The 17685-nt window shown below is 68.9% G+C and carries 18 protein-coding genes and 2 tRNA genes; 7 read left to right on the forward strand and 13 right to left on the reverse strand.

The window, feature by feature from the left end:
- Positions 1–99 precede the first annotated feature (99 nt).
- The 4 genes from WFK95_RS18010 to WFK95_RS18025 all read left to right on the forward strand — a co-directional run bounded on the left by WFK95_RS18010 (position 100) and on the right by WFK95_RS18025 (position 3291).
- Complete coding sequence (locus WFK95_RS18010; protein WP_336671460.1) at positions 100–1002, forward strand: ACP S-malonyltransferase; 903 nt, start codon at positions 100–102, stop codon at positions 1000–1002.
- Positions 1003–1122: 120 nt separating this feature from the next.
- Complete coding sequence (gene acpM, locus WFK95_RS18015; RefSeq protein ID WP_068530048.1) at positions 1123–1428, forward strand: meromycolate extension acyl carrier protein AcpM; 306 nt, start codon at positions 1123–1125, stop codon at positions 1426–1428.
- Positions 1429–1432: 4 nt separating this feature from the next.
- Positions 1433–2740 carry a KasA/KasB family beta-ketoacyl-ACP synthase gene (locus WFK95_RS18020; protein ID WP_443081573.1) on the forward strand — a complete coding sequence of 436 codons (1308 nt, stop codon included), beginning with the start codon at positions 1433–1435 and terminating at the stop codon, positions 2738–2740.
- A 188-nt stretch (positions 2741–2928) separates the two neighbouring features.
- On the forward strand, positions 2929–3291 hold the full coding sequence (locus tag WFK95_RS18025) for a hypothetical protein (protein ID WP_224647671.1): 363 nt from the start codon (positions 2929–2931) through the stop codon (positions 3289–3291).
- 40 nt (positions 3292–3331) lie between these two features.
- Here WFK95_RS18025 and WFK95_RS18030 read toward each other — a convergent pair whose 3' ends face one another.
- The 3 genes from WFK95_RS18030 to WFK95_RS18040 all read right to left on the reverse strand — a co-directional run bounded on the left by WFK95_RS18030 (position 3332) and on the right by WFK95_RS18040 (position 5363).
- Positions 3332–3751, reverse strand: a complete 420-nt coding sequence (locus WFK95_RS18030) for a pyridoxamine 5'-phosphate oxidase family protein (protein WP_336671461.1) — start codon at positions 3749–3751, stop codon at positions 3332–3334.
- 139 nt (positions 3752–3890) lie between these two features.
- Entirely contained in the window at positions 3891–4406 is a 516-nt protein-coding gene (locus WFK95_RS18035) for a DUF3145 domain-containing protein (protein WP_068521214.1), read from the reverse strand.
- Between the two features lie 135 nt (positions 4407–4541).
- The gene (locus WFK95_RS18040; protein ID WP_336671462.1) at positions 4542–5363 is read right to left on the reverse strand and encodes a serine hydrolase domain-containing protein; all 822 of its coding nucleotides are present in this window, start codon (positions 5361–5363) and stop codon (positions 4542–4544) included.
- A gap of 208 nt (positions 5364–5571) precedes the next feature.
- Between WFK95_RS18040 and WFK95_RS18045 the strand changes: the two genes are divergently transcribed.
- A complete protein-coding gene (locus WFK95_RS18045) occupies positions 5572–7581 on the forward strand; it encodes a hypothetical protein (RefSeq protein ID WP_336671463.1) in 2010 nt (669 codons plus the stop codon).
- A gap of 50 nt (positions 7582–7631) precedes the next feature.
- Here WFK95_RS18045 and WFK95_RS18050 read toward each other — a convergent pair whose 3' ends face one another.
- A complete protein-coding gene (locus tag WFK95_RS18050) occupies positions 7632–8177 on the reverse strand; it encodes a pyridoxamine 5'-phosphate oxidase family protein (protein ID WP_336671464.1) in 546 nt (181 codons plus the stop codon).
- Between the two features lie 43 nt (positions 8178–8220).
- Entirely contained in the window at positions 8221–8994 is a 774-nt protein-coding gene (locus tag WFK95_RS18055; protein ID WP_336671465.1) for an AraC family transcriptional regulator, read from the reverse strand.
- A gap of 48 nt (positions 8995–9042) precedes the next feature.
- On the opposite strand from WFK95_RS18055, the gene WFK95_RS18060 reads away from it, so the two are divergent.
- Positions 9043–9432: a hypothetical protein gene (locus WFK95_RS18060; RefSeq protein ID WP_336671466.1), complete on the forward strand. Its 390-nt coding sequence runs from the start codon at positions 9043–9045 to the stop codon at positions 9430–9432.
- Positions 9433–9785: 353 nt separating this feature from the next.
- Here WFK95_RS18060 and WFK95_RS18065 read toward each other — a convergent pair whose 3' ends face one another.
- The 6 genes from WFK95_RS18065 to WFK95_RS18090 form a co-directional block, all read right to left on the reverse strand.
- Positions 9786–10658: a hypothetical protein gene (locus WFK95_RS18065; RefSeq protein ID WP_336671467.1), complete on the reverse strand. Its 873-nt coding sequence runs from the start codon at positions 10656–10658 to the stop codon at positions 9786–9788.
- A gap of 124 nt (positions 10659–10782) precedes the next feature.
- Positions 10783–10855 (reverse strand) — tRNA-Asn (locus WFK95_RS18070).
- Between the two features lie 100 nt (positions 10856–10955).
- Positions 10956–12536 carry a hypothetical protein gene (locus WFK95_RS18075; protein WP_336671468.1) on the reverse strand — a complete coding sequence of 527 codons (1581 nt, stop codon included), beginning with the start codon at positions 12534–12536 and terminating at the stop codon, positions 10956–10958.
- 146 nt (positions 12537–12682) lie between these two features.
- Complete coding sequence (locus WFK95_RS18080) at positions 12683–13510, reverse strand: adenylate/guanylate cyclase domain-containing protein (RefSeq protein ID WP_336671469.1); 828 nt, start codon at positions 13508–13510, stop codon at positions 12683–12685.
- 30 nt (positions 13511–13540) lie between these two features.
- Positions 13541–13726, reverse strand: coding sequence for a hypothetical protein (locus WFK95_RS18085; RefSeq protein WP_224647665.1), 186 nt, complete (start codon positions 13724–13726; stop codon positions 13541–13543).
- A 102-nt stretch (positions 13727–13828) separates the two neighbouring features.
- Positions 13829–15757 carry a carbohydrate-binding domain-containing protein gene (locus WFK95_RS18090; protein ID WP_336671470.1) on the reverse strand — a complete coding sequence of 643 codons (1929 nt, stop codon included), beginning with the start codon at positions 15755–15757 and terminating at the stop codon, positions 13829–13831.
- A 256-nt stretch (positions 15758–16013) separates the two neighbouring features.
- Here WFK95_RS18090 and WFK95_RS18095 point away from each other — a divergent pair.
- Positions 16014–16090, forward strand: a tRNA-Ile gene (locus WFK95_RS18095).
- A gap of 2 nt (positions 16091–16092) precedes the next feature.
- Here WFK95_RS18095 and WFK95_RS18100 read toward each other — a convergent pair.
- Together WFK95_RS18100 and WFK95_RS24775 are read right to left on the reverse strand one after the other, a co-directional pair.
- Entirely contained in the window at positions 16093–17241 is a 1149-nt protein-coding gene (locus WFK95_RS18100) for a tyrosine-type recombinase/integrase (protein WP_336671471.1), read from the reverse strand.
- Positions 17238–17465, reverse strand: coding sequence for a helix-turn-helix domain-containing protein (locus WFK95_RS24775; RefSeq protein WP_443081574.1), 228 nt, complete (start codon positions 17463–17465; stop codon positions 17238–17240). Before WFK95_RS24775 ends, WFK95_RS18100 begins: the two co-directional genes overlap by 4 nt.
- Between the last annotated feature and the right edge of the window lie 220 nt (positions 17466–17685).

The raw sequence follows: 17685 nt of genomic DNA on the forward strand, positions 1-17685 counted from the left end.
GCTGAGCAGCACTTTTGTGGAAACCCCACAAATTCGATGAGCCAGGTTCTCAGGCTCCAACACCTTCTTTTCAGGTTCCCGGGGTGTTTCCTGGTACACGTGATTGCACTGCTCGCACCCGGACAGGGTTCCCAGAAGCCCGGCATGCTGACCGCATGGCTCGATCAGCCTTCTGCCGTGGAGCGCCTGCGCGCTTGGTCCGAGATCGCCGATCTCGACCTGGTCCGCCTCGGCACCATCGCCGAGGCCGACGAGATCACGGACACCGCCGTGACTCAGCCCCTCGTGGTCGCCGCCGCACTGCTCGCCTTCGAGCAGATGGGCACGCAGCCCTCGGACACGGTCGTCGCCGGCCACTCCGTCGGTGAGCTCGCCGCCGCCGCCGTCGCCGGTGTCATCACGGCCGACGACGCCGTGCGCCTGGCCGCCATCCGCGGCCGCGCCATGGCCGCCGCGTGCGCCCTGGTCCCCACCTCGATGACCGCCGTCCTCGGCGGCGACGAGGCGGACGTGCTCGCCACGCTCGAGTCCTTCGACCTGATCCCCGCCAACATGAACGCCTCCGGGCAGATCGTGGCCGCGGGCACCGTCGAGAACCTGCAGAAGCTCGCCGACAACGCCCCCGAGAAGGCGCGCCTGCGCCCGCTCGCCGTGGCCGGCGCCTTCCACACCGAGTTCATGGCCCCCGCACAGGAGGCCGTCGCCGCCGCCGCGCAGGCCATCACCCCGCGCGACCCGCAGCTGACGCTGCTCTCGAACCGCGACGGCAAGCCCGTCACGTCCGGCGAGGCCGCCCTGGCGCAGATCGTCGCGCAGGTCACCCGCCCGGTCCGCTGGGACCTGTGCACCGCCACCATGCGCGAGGCCGAGGTCTCGATGGTCGTGGAGCTGCCCCCGGCCGGGGCCCTCGTGGGCATCGCCAAGCGCGAGCTCAAGGGTGTGCCGCAGGTCGCCGTCAAGACCCCGGCCGACCTCACCGAGCTGCTCGCCCCCGCGCAGTAGCGAGAAGACCACCCGACGGGCCGCCCGGCACCGTCGAACCCCGCGACGCCCGTCGTCGCACGGATAGACTCCCGTCTCCGCGAAATCGCGGGTCGGGTCACACAAGGAAAGGGACCCACTGTGGCCACCAGCCAGGACGAAATCGTCGCCGCCATCGCCGAGATCATCGAAGAGGTCACCGGCATCGAGCCCTCCGAGGTCACCCTGGACAAGGCGTTCATCGACGACCTGGACATCGACTCGCTGTCGATGGTCGAGATCGCCGTGCAGCTCGAGGACAAGTACGGCGTCAAGGTGCCGGACGAGGACCTCGCGGGCCTGAAGACCGTCGGCGACGCCGTCGCGTACATCCAGAAGCTCGAGGCCGAGAACGCTGATCTCGCTGCCGAGCTCAAGGGCAAGTACGAGGCCGAGAAGGGCAAGTAAGCCCTTGCCTTCGCTGAGGAATTTCTCGACGCGCGGTGGCGACTTCCCGAGTGTCGTCGTCACCGCCATCGAGCTGACCACGTCGATCGGCGTCGATACCGACTCCACTTGGCAGGGTCTGCTCGAGGGTAAGAGCGGCATCCGTCCGCTCGAGGGAGATTTCATCGGCGTACAGATCCCCGATCTGCCGGTGCGGTTCGGCGGCCAGCTGCTGTCGGACCCGTCGGACGACGTACCCGAGCGGCCCGACCGCCAGTACGCCGGGGACATCAGCAAGCAGCATGTGTCGAAGCGGCGCATGTCCTACGTCGAGCAGGTCTCCCACGTGATGACCAAGCGGCTGTGGGACCGCGCCGGACGCCCGGATGTCGACCCGACGCGCCTCGCGGCGGTCGTCGGCACCGGGCTCGGCGGCGGCGAGACGATGGTGGAGGCCGTGGACGCGCTGCGCGATCACGGTGTCCGCAAGGTCTCGCCGTTCGCCGTGCAGATGTCCATGCCGAACGGCGCGTGCGCCGTCTCGGCATTGGAGATCGGTGCCCGCGCGGGTGCCATCGCGCCGGTCTCGGCCTGTTCGACGGGCAACGAGGCCATCGCGCACGCCTGGCGCCAGATCGTGCTCGGCGATGCCGACATCGCGGTCTGCGGTGGCGTGGAGGGCCGGATCGACTCGCCGCCCATCGCCTCCTTCGCGATGATGCGCGCACTGTCGACCCGCAACGACGACCCGCAGGCCGCTTCGCGTCCGTTCGACAAGGACCGCGACGGCTTCGTCTTCGGCGAGGCACAGGCCCTCATGATCATCGAGACCGAGGAGCACGCCCTGGCGCGCGGCGCGAAGCCGATCGCGCGGCTGCTCGGCGCCGGCATCACCTCCGACGGCTATCACATGGTCTCCCCCGACGTGGAGGGCGGCGGCGCCGCCCGCGCGATGAAGAGGGCGATGGAGACCGCGGGCCTGTCCCGCTCCGACATCGACTTCATCAACGCGCATGCCACGGCAACGCCGATCGGTGACGCCGCGGAGGCGAAGGCCATCAACGCCGTCGTCGGCACGGACGCCGCGATCTACGCGCCCAAGGGCGCGCTGGGCCACTCCATCGGCGCCGTGGGTGCTCTCGAAGCCGCACTGACCGTACTCTCGATCCGCGACGGGATCATCCCGCCCACCCTGAACCTGGAGAACCAGGATCCGGAGATCGAGCTGGACGTGGTCCACGGTTCCGCCCGCACGGGCGACATCTCCTACGCGCTGAACAACTCCTTCGGATTCGGCGGCCACAACGTGGCGCTGGCGTTCGGCAAGTACTGAAACTTCTCTCCAGAAGCCGGTCGTCGAGGATCTCCTCGGCGGCCGGTTTCGCATGTCCCGACGGTGCCGATCGAGTAGTCCGCAGGGCACCGTCCCTGCAGGTCGAGTAGTCCGCTACGCGTGTCAACGCGCCTGGGGCACCGCCATTCTGATCCGGCAAGCACTCCCCGAATCAGAAGGACAAGCCCATGAACACCTCCGCCAAGCGTCTGGCCGCCACGGCCGCCGCCCTCGCACTCGTTCCCGCCGCCGGCGTCGTCGGCTCCGGCGTCGCCAACGCCTGGACGACCGTGACGTTCAGCAATCCCGTCGCCACGTGGGCCGGCGCCCGGGTGATCGTCCGGAATCAGACGTACGGCGACGCCGGGTGGTGCACCTACCACTCGCGTCCGTCCGGCTGGAACTTCGACACCGTCAACATCCCGTTCCCCCTGCCGGGCAAGGCGGTTCGCGAGGTGATCGTGCCCGGCGCCCAGCCCACCGGGAAGTGGTACTGGGTGCGGGTCACCTGCAGCAGCGCGCCCACGACGGCGCGCTGGGTCAAGTACTGAACGCACCGACGGTGCCGGCGGCCCCGGCACCGTCGGGCGATCACATCGTGAGGTCGGCGCCGAGCCAGTGCTCGGGCTCGAGGACCACGGTGAGGTGCTCCCCCAGCTGGCCGAAGGCGAACTCGAGGTAGCCGTCGAGCGCGGGGCCGGAGAGGTAGCGGGCCGCCATCGCCCGGACCTCCTCGTCGGTCGACGGCCGCGATTCGGCGACCGCTCCCTCGACGCTCACGTACATCGTGCGCGGCTCGACCGTGTCGACCATCAGCGAGAACCGGCCGGCCGCAGCGAGCGCCGTCGCCTTGCGGGACCCGGGACCGATGGTGATCCAGGGCTTTCCGCCCGGCTCGTAGGCGTACCAGACGGGCACGGTGAGCGGCCCGCGACCGGGTTCGGCGACGGAGAACGCCGCGACGTGGGGTTGTGCGAGGAATTCCTGCTTCTCAGACGTGGAGAGTGCCATGTCCCGATGGTGGCAGATCGGGCCGACAACTTTTCGCGCTCGAGGAATCGCAGGGGAATCCTCACCCGTGTCCCGGTCCCGGCGGGGCGCCGTCGCCCAGCGCCGCGCTCGCCCGCCAGGGCCGGGTTTCAGGCAGGTCTCAGCCGACGGCCTGGGACAGCCAGGTGACCTCAGCGCCCTGGCCGCCCATGCGGAAGGGCTCGAGGGCCTCGTCCCAGGCGGTGCCCAGGAGCGAGTCGAGGGACGTCTGCAGGCCCTCGGGACCCTGGTCGAGCATCATCGAGCGCAGCTGCGCCTCGCCCAGCAGGGTGTCGCCGGACGCGCTCATGGTGCCGCGCCACAGCCCCAGACCCGGGGCGTAGCAGAACCGCTCACCGTCGACCCCCTCGGAGGGGTCCTCGGTGACCTCGAACCTGAGGGAGTTCCACTCCCTCAGGGTGTTCGCCATCCGCGCACCGCTGCCGACCGGGCCCACCCAGTCGACGACGGCACGCTGCATACCGGGGACGGCCTCCTGCGCGGACCACTTGAGGGTGGCCCGGGCGTCGAGGGTCCTCGACAGTGCCCACTCCACGTGCGGGCACAATGCAGCAGGTGCGGCGTGGATCCACACGACTCCCGTCGTCACCTCTGCAAACTGACTCAGCTGCTGCATGGTTGCCACCTTCTTCGTTTCGACGAGGACGTCTTCCCCAAGCCACCTGTCGAAACGTGCCGGCTACCAGCTGCGCTTTATCACATCGATGTAGTTATGAAGCCATTGTGCACCATGATGCGCGTGTTGCGCCAGTTACTCGCCTTGAAGTTCCTGAGAAATCAGCCGATCGTTGAACTCGGACCACAGCGGCTTGGCCCAGGCGCCGAAGGGCCGGTCGGTGAGGACGACCGCCGCGAGCTGCAGATCGGGGTCGATCCACAGGAACGTCCCCGCCTGTCCGAAGTGTCCGACGGTCCGCGGCGAGTTCCGCGTACCCGTCCAGTGCGCCCGCTTGTCGCCCTTCACCTCGAAGCCGAGCCCCCAGGTGTTGTTCGCGAACTTCCCGTAGCCGGGCACGAAGCCCGGCAGGCCCGGGAAGTGGACGCCGCGCGCACGGTCGACGGTGCCCGGGTCGAGCAGCGTGGGCGCGGCGACCTCCGCGGCGAACCGCGCCAGATCGGACACCGTGGACCGAGCGCCGTGCCCGGCCGGCCCCGCCAGCTCCGAATTCACCATCCCCAGCGGCTCGAAGACGGCCTCGCCGAGGTACTCGGGAAATGCGATTCCGGCTTCCTTTTCGATCAGATCGGCCAGGAGCTCGTATCCGTACGAGCTGTAGATGCGCTGCGTTGCCGGCGGAGCCACGACGTCGGGGGAATCGAACGCGACGCCCGACGCGTGCGCCAGGAGATGCTCGACGGTGCTGCCCTCCGGTCCGGCCGGCTGCCGGAGGTCGATCGCCTCCTCCTCGATCGCGACAAGGACGCCGTAGGCCACGAGAAGTTTGGTGACGGAAGCCAATTCGTATTGCCGATCCAGGCCCCCATGGGTCTCGACGGTGCCCGCCCCATCCGTGCGCAGGAGCGCACCGGCGGCCGTGCCGACCGGCCATTCCGACAGTTCCGCGAGGCTCATCCGAATCCCTTCGATCGTTCCCCCAGACCCTATCGCGACGCCGTCGAGGACCTTAGATTCGGTCAATAGCAGAGCGTCGAATCGGTGACGCAGAACTCCGGATATTTGCTGTAGCGCAAAGGAAGTTCTTTCAGGCTTCAACACTCTTATTCTCACCGTGGATGCGCGATTGCGGCATCTGCATTTCGTCCGAGAGGAACCTCCCACCATGAGTGCGAAGCATCGCAAGGCCTCGAAGCTGGCCGCCAAGCGCACCGCCGTCGCCGCGACCGCCGTCGGCGCTACTGCGGCCGTCGGCCTGATGAGCGCCCCGGCGCAGGCGGCCGCGCCCGACTACAGCAAGGCGATCAGCGACTACTCGCACGCGCTGGACAACTTCCTCAACGCCTCGAACAACGTCACCAACAGCGCCGGCTCCGTGTGGAACCCGATCGCGGGCCAGACCGGCGGCATCCTGCCGACCTTCGGCTCGTCGTACAACAAGGTCGATGTCACCAAGATCTCGAGCCTCCCGGCCGTCCTCCGCAACATCGCAGGCCTGAACCTGCCCACCGGAGTCCCCGGCGTGGTGCCCAACGTCGTGCTCCCCGGTGGCACGCAGCTCGACCTGTCGAAGATCCTGCCCACGTCGATGCCGGGCGGCGCGCTCCTGAACGGCGCCGCGACGGTGCTCGACGGTGCGCTCGGCCTCCCGGTCATCGGCCAGTACATCAGCGATCTCCCCGCGCTCAGCGAGATCGTCGACGGCCTCACCGCCACGCAAAGCAAGTACACCAGCTCGTACGCGTGGAAGCTCCTGCAGCTGAGCGGGACGACCAACGTCCTCAACACCTTCGTCCAGACCCCGAGTGGGCTGGCGATCAAGAAGTTCATCCTCCCCAACCCTATTCCCGGCCTGCCCGATATTCCGCTAGGGCCGCTGGAGATCCTCCCCGAGGGCAGCCTCCCCTCGGGGACCGTCTGGCTGCCGCAGGCCGACGGCACCTACACCTTCCCGCTGGGCGCGAAGGCGGGCTTCTGGGGTGCTGCTCCCACCGCGGCGCTGAAGATCCCCGGGTGGCTCGGCGGCTCCGAGACTGTGGTGTCGGTGCCGATCGGCGCGGCCGGCGTGGAGCTGCCGCTCGGCCTCGCGAAGGCCGGCGTGCTCGGCGCGAACGTGCTGCTGCCCACGCAGAACGGCGTCTACTCCCCCATCGGCCTCACGATGACGAACGTCAACACGATCCTGCCGGTCGGTTTCACCAACATCAACGTGACGACGGGCAACTACGTCGGCACCAACGGGATCAATGTCAACAACGGCCAGAACCTGCTTCTGCTGCAGAACCCGCTGGGCGTGCCGCTGCCGATCCTCTACGGCCTGGGCGGCTTCAACTTCGGCGTCGAGGGTGCGGGACTCACGTCGCCGTCGCTGTTCGGCGTCAAGCTGTTCTCGGACAACCTGCTCCAGGTCGGCAGCCAGACCGGTCCGAACTCGAGCGCCGGCCTCATTCCTGAGGGACTCCTACCGACCGATCCGCTGAGCCAGATCATCACCGGCGTCACGTCGCCGCTCGGCGTCAGCTCCCTGACGCAGCTCCTCGGGATCGACGCGTTCATCACGCCGGTGATGACGGCGTTCGGCCCGGTCTACCAGGCGATCTCCGCGGTCACGCTCAAGCCGCTGTCGGACTTCGCCACCAGCCAGTACGGCCCGTTCATCAACGGTTCGGCGTCGTCGCTCCTGGACTTCTCGAAGACCCTGTCCGAGCAGTCCGCGAATCTGCCCGGCGCCCCGGCGCAGTCCGCCGCGGACTCGAATGCGAGCGCGCGGTCGACGACCTTCGCCGCGACCGGGCAGGAGGCGGTCTCCGACACCACGTCGAAGGTCACCGTGCCCGAGACCGGCGGCGACCACAGCCTCGACAAGGGCGGCGAGGCGTTGCCCGACCTGCTGGCACGACTCCAGGGCGACAAGGACAAGGGTGACGACGGCAAGTCGACGCCGATCACTCAGACCCCGGCGAGCGACCCGGCGCCCGCGCCCGCTGCACCCGACCCGGCACCGTCGGCAGAAGATCCCGCAACCGAGCCTCCCGCAGCGGATCCCGTGACGGCTCCCGAACCGGCCGCCGCAGAGACGGAGACAGCGACCGCACCGTCGACCACCGACACCACGACGACCACGGACGACGGGACCACGGGCGCCGGGGACGCCGGCGCGGACAAGGCCGCGTAACCCGCGGACTCGATCACCGGCCCGGCCGCCCCTCCGGGCCGGTGATCGTTCTACCGCACGGGGATTCCCGTCGGGAAACCGTCGATGCTGTGGGTGTTGCGCTCGCGGTGATACCGCTCGATGCCCTCGTCGCCCTTGTTCTCGGCCCACGAGTCCATGAGCGCGCGCTGCCCGTCGTACTCGTAGAGCGGCACGCCGAAACCGCACGACGTCTGCACCAGATCGACGGTCACGTCGAAGACGTTGCGGGCGCCGCGCATCGGCGGGAACAGCGCGATCAGCTCATCCCAGTCCGCGTCACCGTCGTGGACGGCCCGCGCCGTGCCGTACAGGCGCAGGATGAGCGGCTTGCCCTCGAAGGCGCAGAACATCACGGTGATCCGCGGGTTCCGCAGCAGGTGCGCCGCGGTCTCATTGCCGCTCCCGGTGCCGTTGAGCCACGCCACGCGGTTCGGGCCGAGCACGCGCAGGGAGTCGAGTCCCTTCGGGGACACGTTGACCCGCCCGTCGGGCGCCGCGGTGCCCACGAAGAACATCCGCTGCCCCTCGATGAACCGCTGGAGCCGATCGCTGATCCGGTCGTACTGCGTCGCCATGCACCCCAGTATCGCGCCGGCGGCCCCGTCACCCCAATCGATTTTACGACCAATCGCCGGGTGCGGCACCGACGACCAGGCGCGATCCGGTGCCGAGCAGGGCCGTGGCGCTGAGCCCGAACATCGCGAGGAAGGCGTCGCTGAAATGCGACGGCGAGGCGAAGCCCGCATCGGCGGCGGCCCTCGTCAGATCGGCGCCCGCGGCGATCGACTCGGCGGCCCGCAGCATCCGCACCCACAGTCGGTACCGCCGGAAACTCGTGCCGGTCTCCCTGCCGAACACCCGGAGGAAGTACGGCGTCGACAGGTGCTCGGCCTGCGCCAGCGCCGTCGCGGAGCAGCCGGCCGGGTCCGCCCGCACCCGCTCGACGGAACGCCGCACCCTGGGCTCCGGCGGCGCTCCCGCGCCGAAGGCCGCCGCGACCAGCGCCGCGCCCGAGGGATCGCGCTCCTCGCACAACCGCAGCAACTCGGCCTCGGCCCGGTGGCCCGTCGCGAACTCCCCGGGCTCCGTCATCCGAGCCGCCAGGTCCCGCGCGCGCACCGCGGTGGCGTCGTTGTAGCAGAACAGGATCCGGGTGCCGGGCTCGGCGACCACGCGGTGCACGGCCCGCGGCGGCACCAGGATGCTGCGGGCCGACACCGTGTGGGAACCCACCTGCACGTCGAGCGGACCGTCGACCCCGACGACGAGGCAGTGCACGGACGTCGAGTGGGCCGCGAGCCCCAGCGACGGCCCCAGGTACAGCGCGGTCGCGGGCGAGACCCACAGCACGCCCGGGACTGCGCACGTTTCCGGAAGCGCGCTGGTGGTCACCTCACCGATGCTAGGAGCATCACTCCCCGACCACCGGAGGTTCCACCCGTGACCACGCACCGTATCGCCGGCGCGCTCCTCGCCGCCGTGGGCGTCGCGCACCTGCTGCCCGCCGCCGCCGTCCTCTCCCGCGATCGCATCGAACGCGCCTACGGCGTGACGGTGCCGGACCCCGACACCGAACTCCTGCTGCGGCACCGCGCGACCTTCTTCGGGATCCTGGGCACCGCCCTCCTCGCCGGCGCCGCGGACCAACGCTTCCGCTGGCCCGCGATCGCCGCCGGGACCGCGTCCGTCGGTTCCTTCCTCGCCCTGGCGGGCGCCGCCGAGGGCCCCAGCGCGCAGCTGAGGCGGGTACAGCACGTCGACGTGGTCCTGCTGGCCGCCCTGGGTGCCGCGGCCGCCTGCGAGGCGCTGGGCGCGCGAACCTCCGCTTGAGCGGCCGCGCGGCTATCGTCGCGCTGTGTCCACCTACGACCGGCACGCAGCCGATTACGACGCCACCCGCGGCGGCGCTCCCCGAGCCTCCGCCGCTGCGGAGGCGATCAGCCCACTCCTCCCACAGGGAGGCACAGTGCTGGACCTCGCCACCGGCACGGGCATCGTCGAAGTGGAGTTCCGCCGCCGAGGACACGCGGCGACCTGCCCACCGACATCGCCCTACGGACGGCGGACCTGGCGGACCAGGGTTGGTTCCGCCGACAGAGCGAGTATTGCGCGACCGCGTTGCGCACGTACGCCGCCGCTTCGGCATCCCCACCGCACACCTCAGCCCGTTCGACGCGATCCGGCTATCGGTTCGTGAATCGCAGCTTGGATGGGTCGATAGCCCCCTCCAGAAGGTAGGAGTGCTCCTGATTGAGCATTTCGACCCATTCGTCGCGGTCACGTTCAGTCGGGTGAGTGGTCATCGGAAGTCTGCTCAGGACGTCACGCATGTCAGCACGGTAAGCGGAACGGCTGTAGCGAATCCACTCCGTCGCATCACCCCAGCCCTCCGCATCGGCAAGGTGCGGTCCCAGGCTGACGTGCGACGATCGCGTCGAATGCAAGATCCACAGAAACGGGTAGAAGCACACCTCGGCCAGCACGTCGTACATCTGTCGAGCTCCAACCACCCTCATCATCGAGTAAGCACTTGAAATCCTGCACGCGCAGGTGTCGACCCGCGCCACGCTCAACCGGAGCCCTTCGGGGAGCCTGAGTGAGTCGTCGTCAAGGATGAGCGATGCCAGGAAGTCGTCGTGCATCAAGCTCATGGACGGAGCGAGGGCGACCATTCCGTGCAGAACTGACCGGGCAACACGACCGGGTGCCACGCTGATCGCGGGAACTGTTCCATCGCCACCGTAGGGCAGGACCACTCGACCGGCGAGCCGATTCGCGACGTCTATCCGGCGTGCGAGGTCTCCGTATGCCGGGTCGTATTTACTCGCGAGGTTGTTGCAGTCCTGGCATATCGTCCGCAACCACATCCCCCCGTCCTTGGGACTGCTTTGCCGCATGACCTCGTCCTGAATGTATGGGCGCATTCGTTTAACGGCCGCCTGGCGGTTGCCCGCGCACTGTGGGGGTATGTGCGCCTTACTCAATCTGGTGGCGCTCCGGCAGAGCAGACACTGGATAGCTTGCTCGGGCGCGGCGCCGATGTAGTTGCGCTTCATGAACTGATGATCCCGCGCCCGACTGACAGGTCGACGAGGGGCGGGGCATCTCTTCTGGCACGTGTTTTGACACTCGGCACACCTTGGATAGCAAAAAGCCCGCAGTGACCTGCGGGCTTCTCTGCTCCCCCAACTGGACTCGAACCAGTAACCCTTCGATTAACAGTCGAATGCTCTGCCAATTGAGCTATGGGGGATTGAACTTTGACCGAGAAGAGACTCTAGCGCATACGCGCTCGGGGAGACCAATCGGCAGGTCAGAGGGCCTGCCGGAGGTCTCCCCGAGGGCGTCGGCGATCAGTTACCGGTGGTGCAGGTACCCGCCTCGACCTGAGCCGGGGTGCAGGTGGGAGCGGTCGCCGGCTTGGTGGCCGTCGGCGCCTGGGTCTGCGTCCGGGTCGCGGCCTGCGGGGTCGCGGCCGGGGTGGTGGTCGTCGGCTGAGCCTGCGTCGGCTGCTGCGTCTGCGTCTGCGTCGGCTCCTGGGTCTGCGTCTGCGTCTGCGTGGGCTGCTGCGTCTGCGTCTGCGTCGGGGTCGCCGGGCGCTCGGCCGGCTTGGTGGTGGTCGTGGTGGCCGCACCGGCACCGCCGGTCACGGTCGCACCCGCACCGCCGGACACCGTCGCACCGGCACCGCCGGGCACCGTGGCGCCCGCACCGGCACCCGCACCGCCGGTGACGGTGCCGTTACCCGCACCGGCGCCGCCGGTCACGGTCGCACCCGCACCCGCACCGCCGGAGACGGTCGCGCCGGCGTTGCCGTCGACCGCGACGCGATTGCCGTTGTCGGAGCTGGGCTTCGCGACGGTCGCCTCGACCGAGGTGCCCACGGCCGCGTTCAGCGAGGCGGTGGTACCGGCCTGGATCGTCGCGCCCTTGAGCGCGGCGGCGGTCGGAACGGTCACGTTCGCGTCGAGGTTCACGTTGCCGGTCACCTTCGCACCGGGCACCGCGGTCACGGGAACCACCGTCGCCGAGGTCGGCAGCGGGGCGAGAACCGTGCCCGGGAAGACGGGCGCCGTCGTGGTGGTGGTCGTGGTGGTCGTCGACGTGGTGGTCGTGGTGGTGTAGATCGGCGCCACGACGCGAGCCTGGTCACGCACGTCGATCACGCGACCGGGGGTGACCGCCCACACGGGGTAGTACGGCTGATCCCACGCCGGGTTGACGCGGCGGTACGGGTTGTTGCCCAGGTTCAGGCTGATCGACACCGAGATGATCGGCTGCGGGCGCGGCTGGGTCCAGTTCTGGGGGTAGACCCAGAAGACCGGCACGTCGACCTTGAAGTCGGCCGAGAACCACGGCTTCGGGTAATCCGGGCGCTGCCACGGACGCGGCTGGCTCGGGTGCCACGGCTTCACGCCGAGCTGGCGGCCGTAGAGGGTGTAGCAGGTCTGGGTCTGCACCTCGGTGCTGACGGTGCCACCCGGGCCGGACGCGGTCTGCTTCCAGGAGCCCGTCTCACAGATCTGCTGGTAGACGGCGATCTCCGCCGGGGTGTAGTTCCACGGCTTGTAGTTCGCCGGGCGCACCATGGGCGCGGGGGGCGCCGGCTGGGGCGCGACGCGCAGGCCGGGGATCGACGGGGCCGGCGGGTAGTACACGGTGGTGTTGTTCGCGGTCGACGTGATCGTGCCCTGCGGCAGGCCGGAGTTCGCCACGGCCTGCGCGGCGACGGTGTTACCCACCATCGTCACTTCCTTGGGCGGCACGGCGACGCCGTCGGTCTGGAAGGCGCCCGGGTTCGCGGTGAACTGGTCGCCCGTCACGGGCGAGAAGGCGACGGGGCTGTCGCCCTCGGTCGACTTGCCACATCCGGCGAGGAGGCCGGCGGCGGCCACGACGGCGAACGACGCGGCTCCGATCTTCTTCGTATTCATCTGGTTCCCATCCTTGGAAATGGAGACGGGGCACGAAGGCCGCCGCTGGACTCTAGGACTCAAGTCACACGCTCTATAGGGACCTTGCCACGGTTCGTTACAGCCCGGCTCCGGTATTTCGGGAAGTTCAGGGAAATCCCGGAGGTTCAGTACAGCGGGCGCACAGAGAAGACCTGTAGCTTCTGGGGCGCGCCCTTGGCCTTGAATCGGCGCGGTCGCACCTGGTAGCGGGCCTTATCGGCGATGGTGAAGACGGTCTCCGAGGCCAGCACCTCGCCCCCGTTCGCCGCCTCCGCGACGCGTGCCGCGATGTTCACGTCGACGCCGATGAGATCGCCCTTGACCCGCCGCGGGGTGCCGGTGTGCAGGCCCGCGCGCAGTGTCGGCCGGTAGCCCTCGGCCACCTCGATGGCCCCGACGGCCTCGATCGCCTCGTACGCCGCCTCGATCGCGGTCTCGCCGTCGAAGGCGACCAGGGCACCGTCGCCCATGGTCTTGACCACGACGCCGCCGTGCCGCCCGACGATCTCCGCGGTCGTCCGGTTGACGGCGTGCAGCAGCCGCACGATCTCGTCGTCCGTGCGATCCAATGCCCAGGTCGAGAACGCCACGAGGTCGGTGAACAGGATCGTGATGGGCTTCGGCGGCAGGTAGTCGCGGTCGCGGCGGCTGATCATCGCCTGCCACGTCGCGGTCGCCAGGTTGCCGAGCTCGCGCGTCACCGTCGGCTCGTCGCCGACGATGCGATCGACCAGACTCGCCAGTCGCTCCGTCGACTCCGCATCGGGCTGGAACAGGTCCTTCTTGGGCCCGCCGGGCAGATTCTCCCGCGCGGCCCGCACGAGGCCCGTCATCGCCGCGCTGCGATTCGCGCGGTGCGCGGCCTCCGCACCCCTGGCCAGCAGCTTCCGCCCCCTACCCGCGTCGGCCGCGGCACCGTCGTCGTCGGGCAGCTGGCGTGCGTCGTCGGCCATGCGACCGAGACTAGCCGTGCGGCCCCGGTGCTACGACGGTGCCCAGCGCTCGCCGTGCGCTCCGTGTCGCGCGGCGCAGACGTAGACGTCGAGCTCGGCGGCGGAATTGAGCACCGCCTTGATCACGCGCCACACCCCCAGGCCTGCTCGCCGGCCCGCGGGCGGACGGATACCCAGACTGAACTCACCGCTGCGCACGTCGTAGTGATCGAGCACTCCGACCCCCTCGTTCGATTCGAGTGACCTGAGCCACACGTTAGGCGTCGTTCTCACGCGGCGGGAGGAATTGGCGCACGACGCGCCGATCGGCGGGCCCGGTCAGCGTTGCTGGTTGCAGCCCGGGTCGTCGGCGCGGTCGAGGTAGACGTCGGGCGACGAGATCGTGGGCGTGAGGAACCGGATGTGCTGGATCAGCGCGTCCGGCAGCCCCTGGGGTGCCTGGGCGTACGTCGTGCCGTCGAGGGTGCTGCGCGCGTACAACGCGAAAACGTCCCCGTGATCGGCGTTGAAACCGCCGTACACCTGTAGGGCGCGGGCGACCATGAGCTGGAAGGGCGTCAGCCCGAACCGGGTGAGATCGAGGCTCGGGTCGAGCTGGAGGCGCGTCCCCTGCGGCACGCCGCCCAGCACGGAGCCGTCGGACCGCGTGCCCGGGTAGACGAAAGTGGGAGAGCCGCCCGGCAATGCGTACCGCAGTGCGTGGTCGATGACGCCGGCCTGCACGTCCTGCGGCGTGATCATCCCCGCGAGATAGGACAGATCGCCGCCCGCGTGACTCGGCCCCGCGGTGTGACCGCCGGATCCCGTGTACACCCGGTAGGTCGCCGACGCGTTGGCCGTCCGGCTCCACTGATTGAAGGTCTGGAACTCGTAGAGGCAGCCGGTGGCGTCGTCGATCACCGCGAGGTGCGCATCCCCGTCCGTGGTGGGCCGATACGACGACAGATACGGAATCGTGAGTCGGCGATTGGAATTGCTCACGTGAATGTCGGTGGTCGGCGTTCCGGGCGGAGCGTTGTAGACCGTGGTCGTCCAGTCCCGGCTGTTCACCGAGATGCCGTTGCTACTCGCGTTCACCGCGGCGACCCACCCGGGGCTCCGCGGATCGACGGTGGCGTTGGGCGGCACGGGCTGGTTCCAGAAGGAATCGGCCGCGAAGTAGTTGCCGTTGTTCGACGGCGCGCTCGGCGTCGCCCGGGAGAACGAGGCGCCGAAGTGCGCGATCCCCGAGGTGTTGAGGTAGGTCGCGCGCACTCGGTGCTGTCCCGCGGACACCGTGCGCGGGACGTTGGTCGTACCCCATTGCGGAGTCGCCCTGTCGATGACGAGTGCGTCGTCGAGCCAGACGCGTGCGCCGACGTTGCCGAGCGTCGCCGACACGATGTAGGTGGTGGTCTGCGGGAAGGTGAGGACGCCGTTGTAGTCGACGGAGAAGTTGTCGGCGTTGACGCCGGCGAGGGGCTGGCCGGTGAAGGAGCCACCGGGGGCGTTCTCGCACTGCACCGCGACCGGGGTCCCGGTCGCCGAGGTGTTGTTGAAGTACCGCGCCTGGAACTGGTTGACCGGGCAGCCGGTCGGCGGGACGGTCGTCGTCGGCACCGTCGTCGTCGGGACCGTCGTGGTTGGCGCCGTCGTCGTCGGGACGGTCGTCGTCGGCACCGTCGTCGTCGGGACCGTCGTGGTGGGCACCGTCGTCGTCGGGACGGTTGTCGTCGGCACCGTCGTCGTGGGCACCGTGGTCGTCGGTGTCGGGGTGGGCGTGGGAGTCGGGGTCACCGCACCGTCGCGAACCGCGACGCTCGCGATGTACAGGTTCCGATCGCAGAACCACCACCGGTAGTCGTTGGTGAACTCCAGGGTCACGGGACTCGAGCCCGTCTGGGCACCGAGCCCGACGGAGTAGGTGTTCCACCCGGACGCGAGAGTGAGCGTGGCAAGGGTGACGCCCGCGCGTTTGACCTCCATCACGGGCGCACCGCGACAGATCTCCCCGCGCGCGCGGACCTCCAACTTCCCGCCGGCGTTCGCCGTGACGACGGGGATCGAGACGCCGCCGCTGCTCCAGATCTTCATGACGGTGCCGGCACGCCAGTCGGAGACCTGGCCGCCGGCGCCGGACGGGGTCACGGTCATGCCCGAGGGGCCGACGGTGGTGTCCGCGCTCGCCGTCGCGGCCAGGCACGTCGCGGTCAGGGCCGCGACGAGCGCGGCGATCGTGATGCGGAAGGACCAGTTTCTCCTGGCCATGGCGGACTCCTCGGGGTGCTCGCTGTCTTGAAGCATCGTCGGAAGTCACTGAGTCACTTCAGTCACATCCGCCCATCGAAGAGCATTGAACCACAATTGCAACAGTCGTAACACCGATGGCGTATGACTCGCTGCGCCCGCAACCCCCGCGCGCTCGGGCCGATGCAGACGACGAAGCCGCGCAGTGCTACTGTATCCGCGCTGGTCAGGGCCTGTAATCGACGAGACGCTTCGTATGATCAGGACGACCGGCTCGGGGGCAGTAGCTCAGTCGGTTAGAGCCGCGGACTCATAATCCGCTGGTCGTGGGTTCGAGCCCCACCTGCCCCACCAGGTCAGAACGTTTTCTGCGGGTCGTCGATGGTCAATTGCTCCCCATTGGGGGGCGTACGGGTGACGCTTGGGGTGTCACCGGTTCGCAGTTCATAGCGTTGCCGCGCTGTCCGGCCCTTGGTTTCGAGCCGCTTCGCAATGTCGGTGAGGTCTGACGGAAACAGGCCGGCATAGTGGCGGAGCGTCGTGGTGGCGTCTTCGTGGCCGAGGAGACGTGCGACCGCGACGACGGAAGCGCCGGCGTCGATCGCGAGACTTGCGGCGGTATCGCGCAGTTCATGCGGGGTGACCGTGCGGCCGATCGTCTCAGCGGCGGGGGTCAGCTTGTCGCGTCGCCAGTTCTTGTTTCGAAGCGGTGTGTTGCCATTGTTCGCGGGAAAGAGCAGTTGTTCGCTGCAATCAGCGTACTGTGCCGCGAGCTTCGCAAGTCGTCGAGCAACAGATGGCGGAAGCGGGACCGTGCGGGCCTCATGATCCTTCACGTCGCCCAGATGCAGTATTCCGCCAACATCGCTGTAGGCGCGCGACACCCGCACCGCCGAATTCCGCAGGTCAGATACCCGCAGGGCCGAAAGTTCGCCCCACCGGAGGCCGCCATAGCCTGCGACCAGAATCATCAGTCGGTCGCGCTCCCCGGCCATCGCACCTGCCAGCCGCCACAGCTGGTCGTGAGTGAGCGGTGCTGGCTCCGTGCGCGGCGTACGAGGCACCTTCACTCCCTCAGCGGGGTTGCGGGACAGAACGCCGTCCGAGACCGGGATCGCGAGCACCTGTCGAAGAACGCCGAGAGCCTGACGCGCAGTCGACGGCGACCTCTTCGCGACGATTCCGGAGATCCACACTCCCACGTCTGATGGTGCGACCTGATTCGCGGGAAGCCGGCCCCATCGCGGCTCCACCCACTTGTCCCAAATTCCGCGGCGCTTCGCCTGCGTCCCCGGCTGCCCCGACGTCCAGTCGAACAGCTCAGCCCACTCATTCACAGTGGCGTCCAGATCATCCTGAGCGACCCACGTCCCGAGTGCGAGCCGATCCTTCTGCTGACGCTCCCAGACTTCCGCATCGCGCTTCCTCCGGAACGTCCGCGACGCCAGATGCCGGCCACGGTGATAGAGCCGCACCCGGTACCCGTCGCCGCGCTTCTCGATCACCTCCGAACTCGTCCCTGCCGCACCCGCCCGCCACGCATCGGGGGTTCCGGCTCGACACGTTGCTCCGTCAGCCACGCATCAAGATCGCGGGTGTCATACCGCACGGCCTGGCCGATCTTCAGATACGCAGGTCCCGTCCTTCGAGTGCGCCAGGACCGAACCCGATGCACGCCGACGCCGAGGTAGTCTGCCGCTCCTGATTCATTGAGCAGTGTCGGTTTCATCGTGCACCACCAGCAGCGAGGTGGTCGAGCTGCGCCGTCGTCGCACGTACGCCCCCCACCCCAATGGCCGATTGTTTCACGGTAACCACTGCCCTACAAGGGCTTTCAGCCGCTTCGCGGTCGCTCCGCGACCCTTTCCGCGCACCGGTTACCGCACAATCCGGCCAGTTACGGGGTGCGGGACTCTGCGGTTGCTCCGCGTTGAGACCAGAGCCCGGCG

The sequence above is a fragment of the Tsukamurella sp. USMM236 genome, assembly GCF_037148755.1.
Taxonomy (GTDB): Bacteria; Actinomycetota; Actinomycetes; order Mycobacteriales; family Mycobacteriaceae; genus Tsukamurella.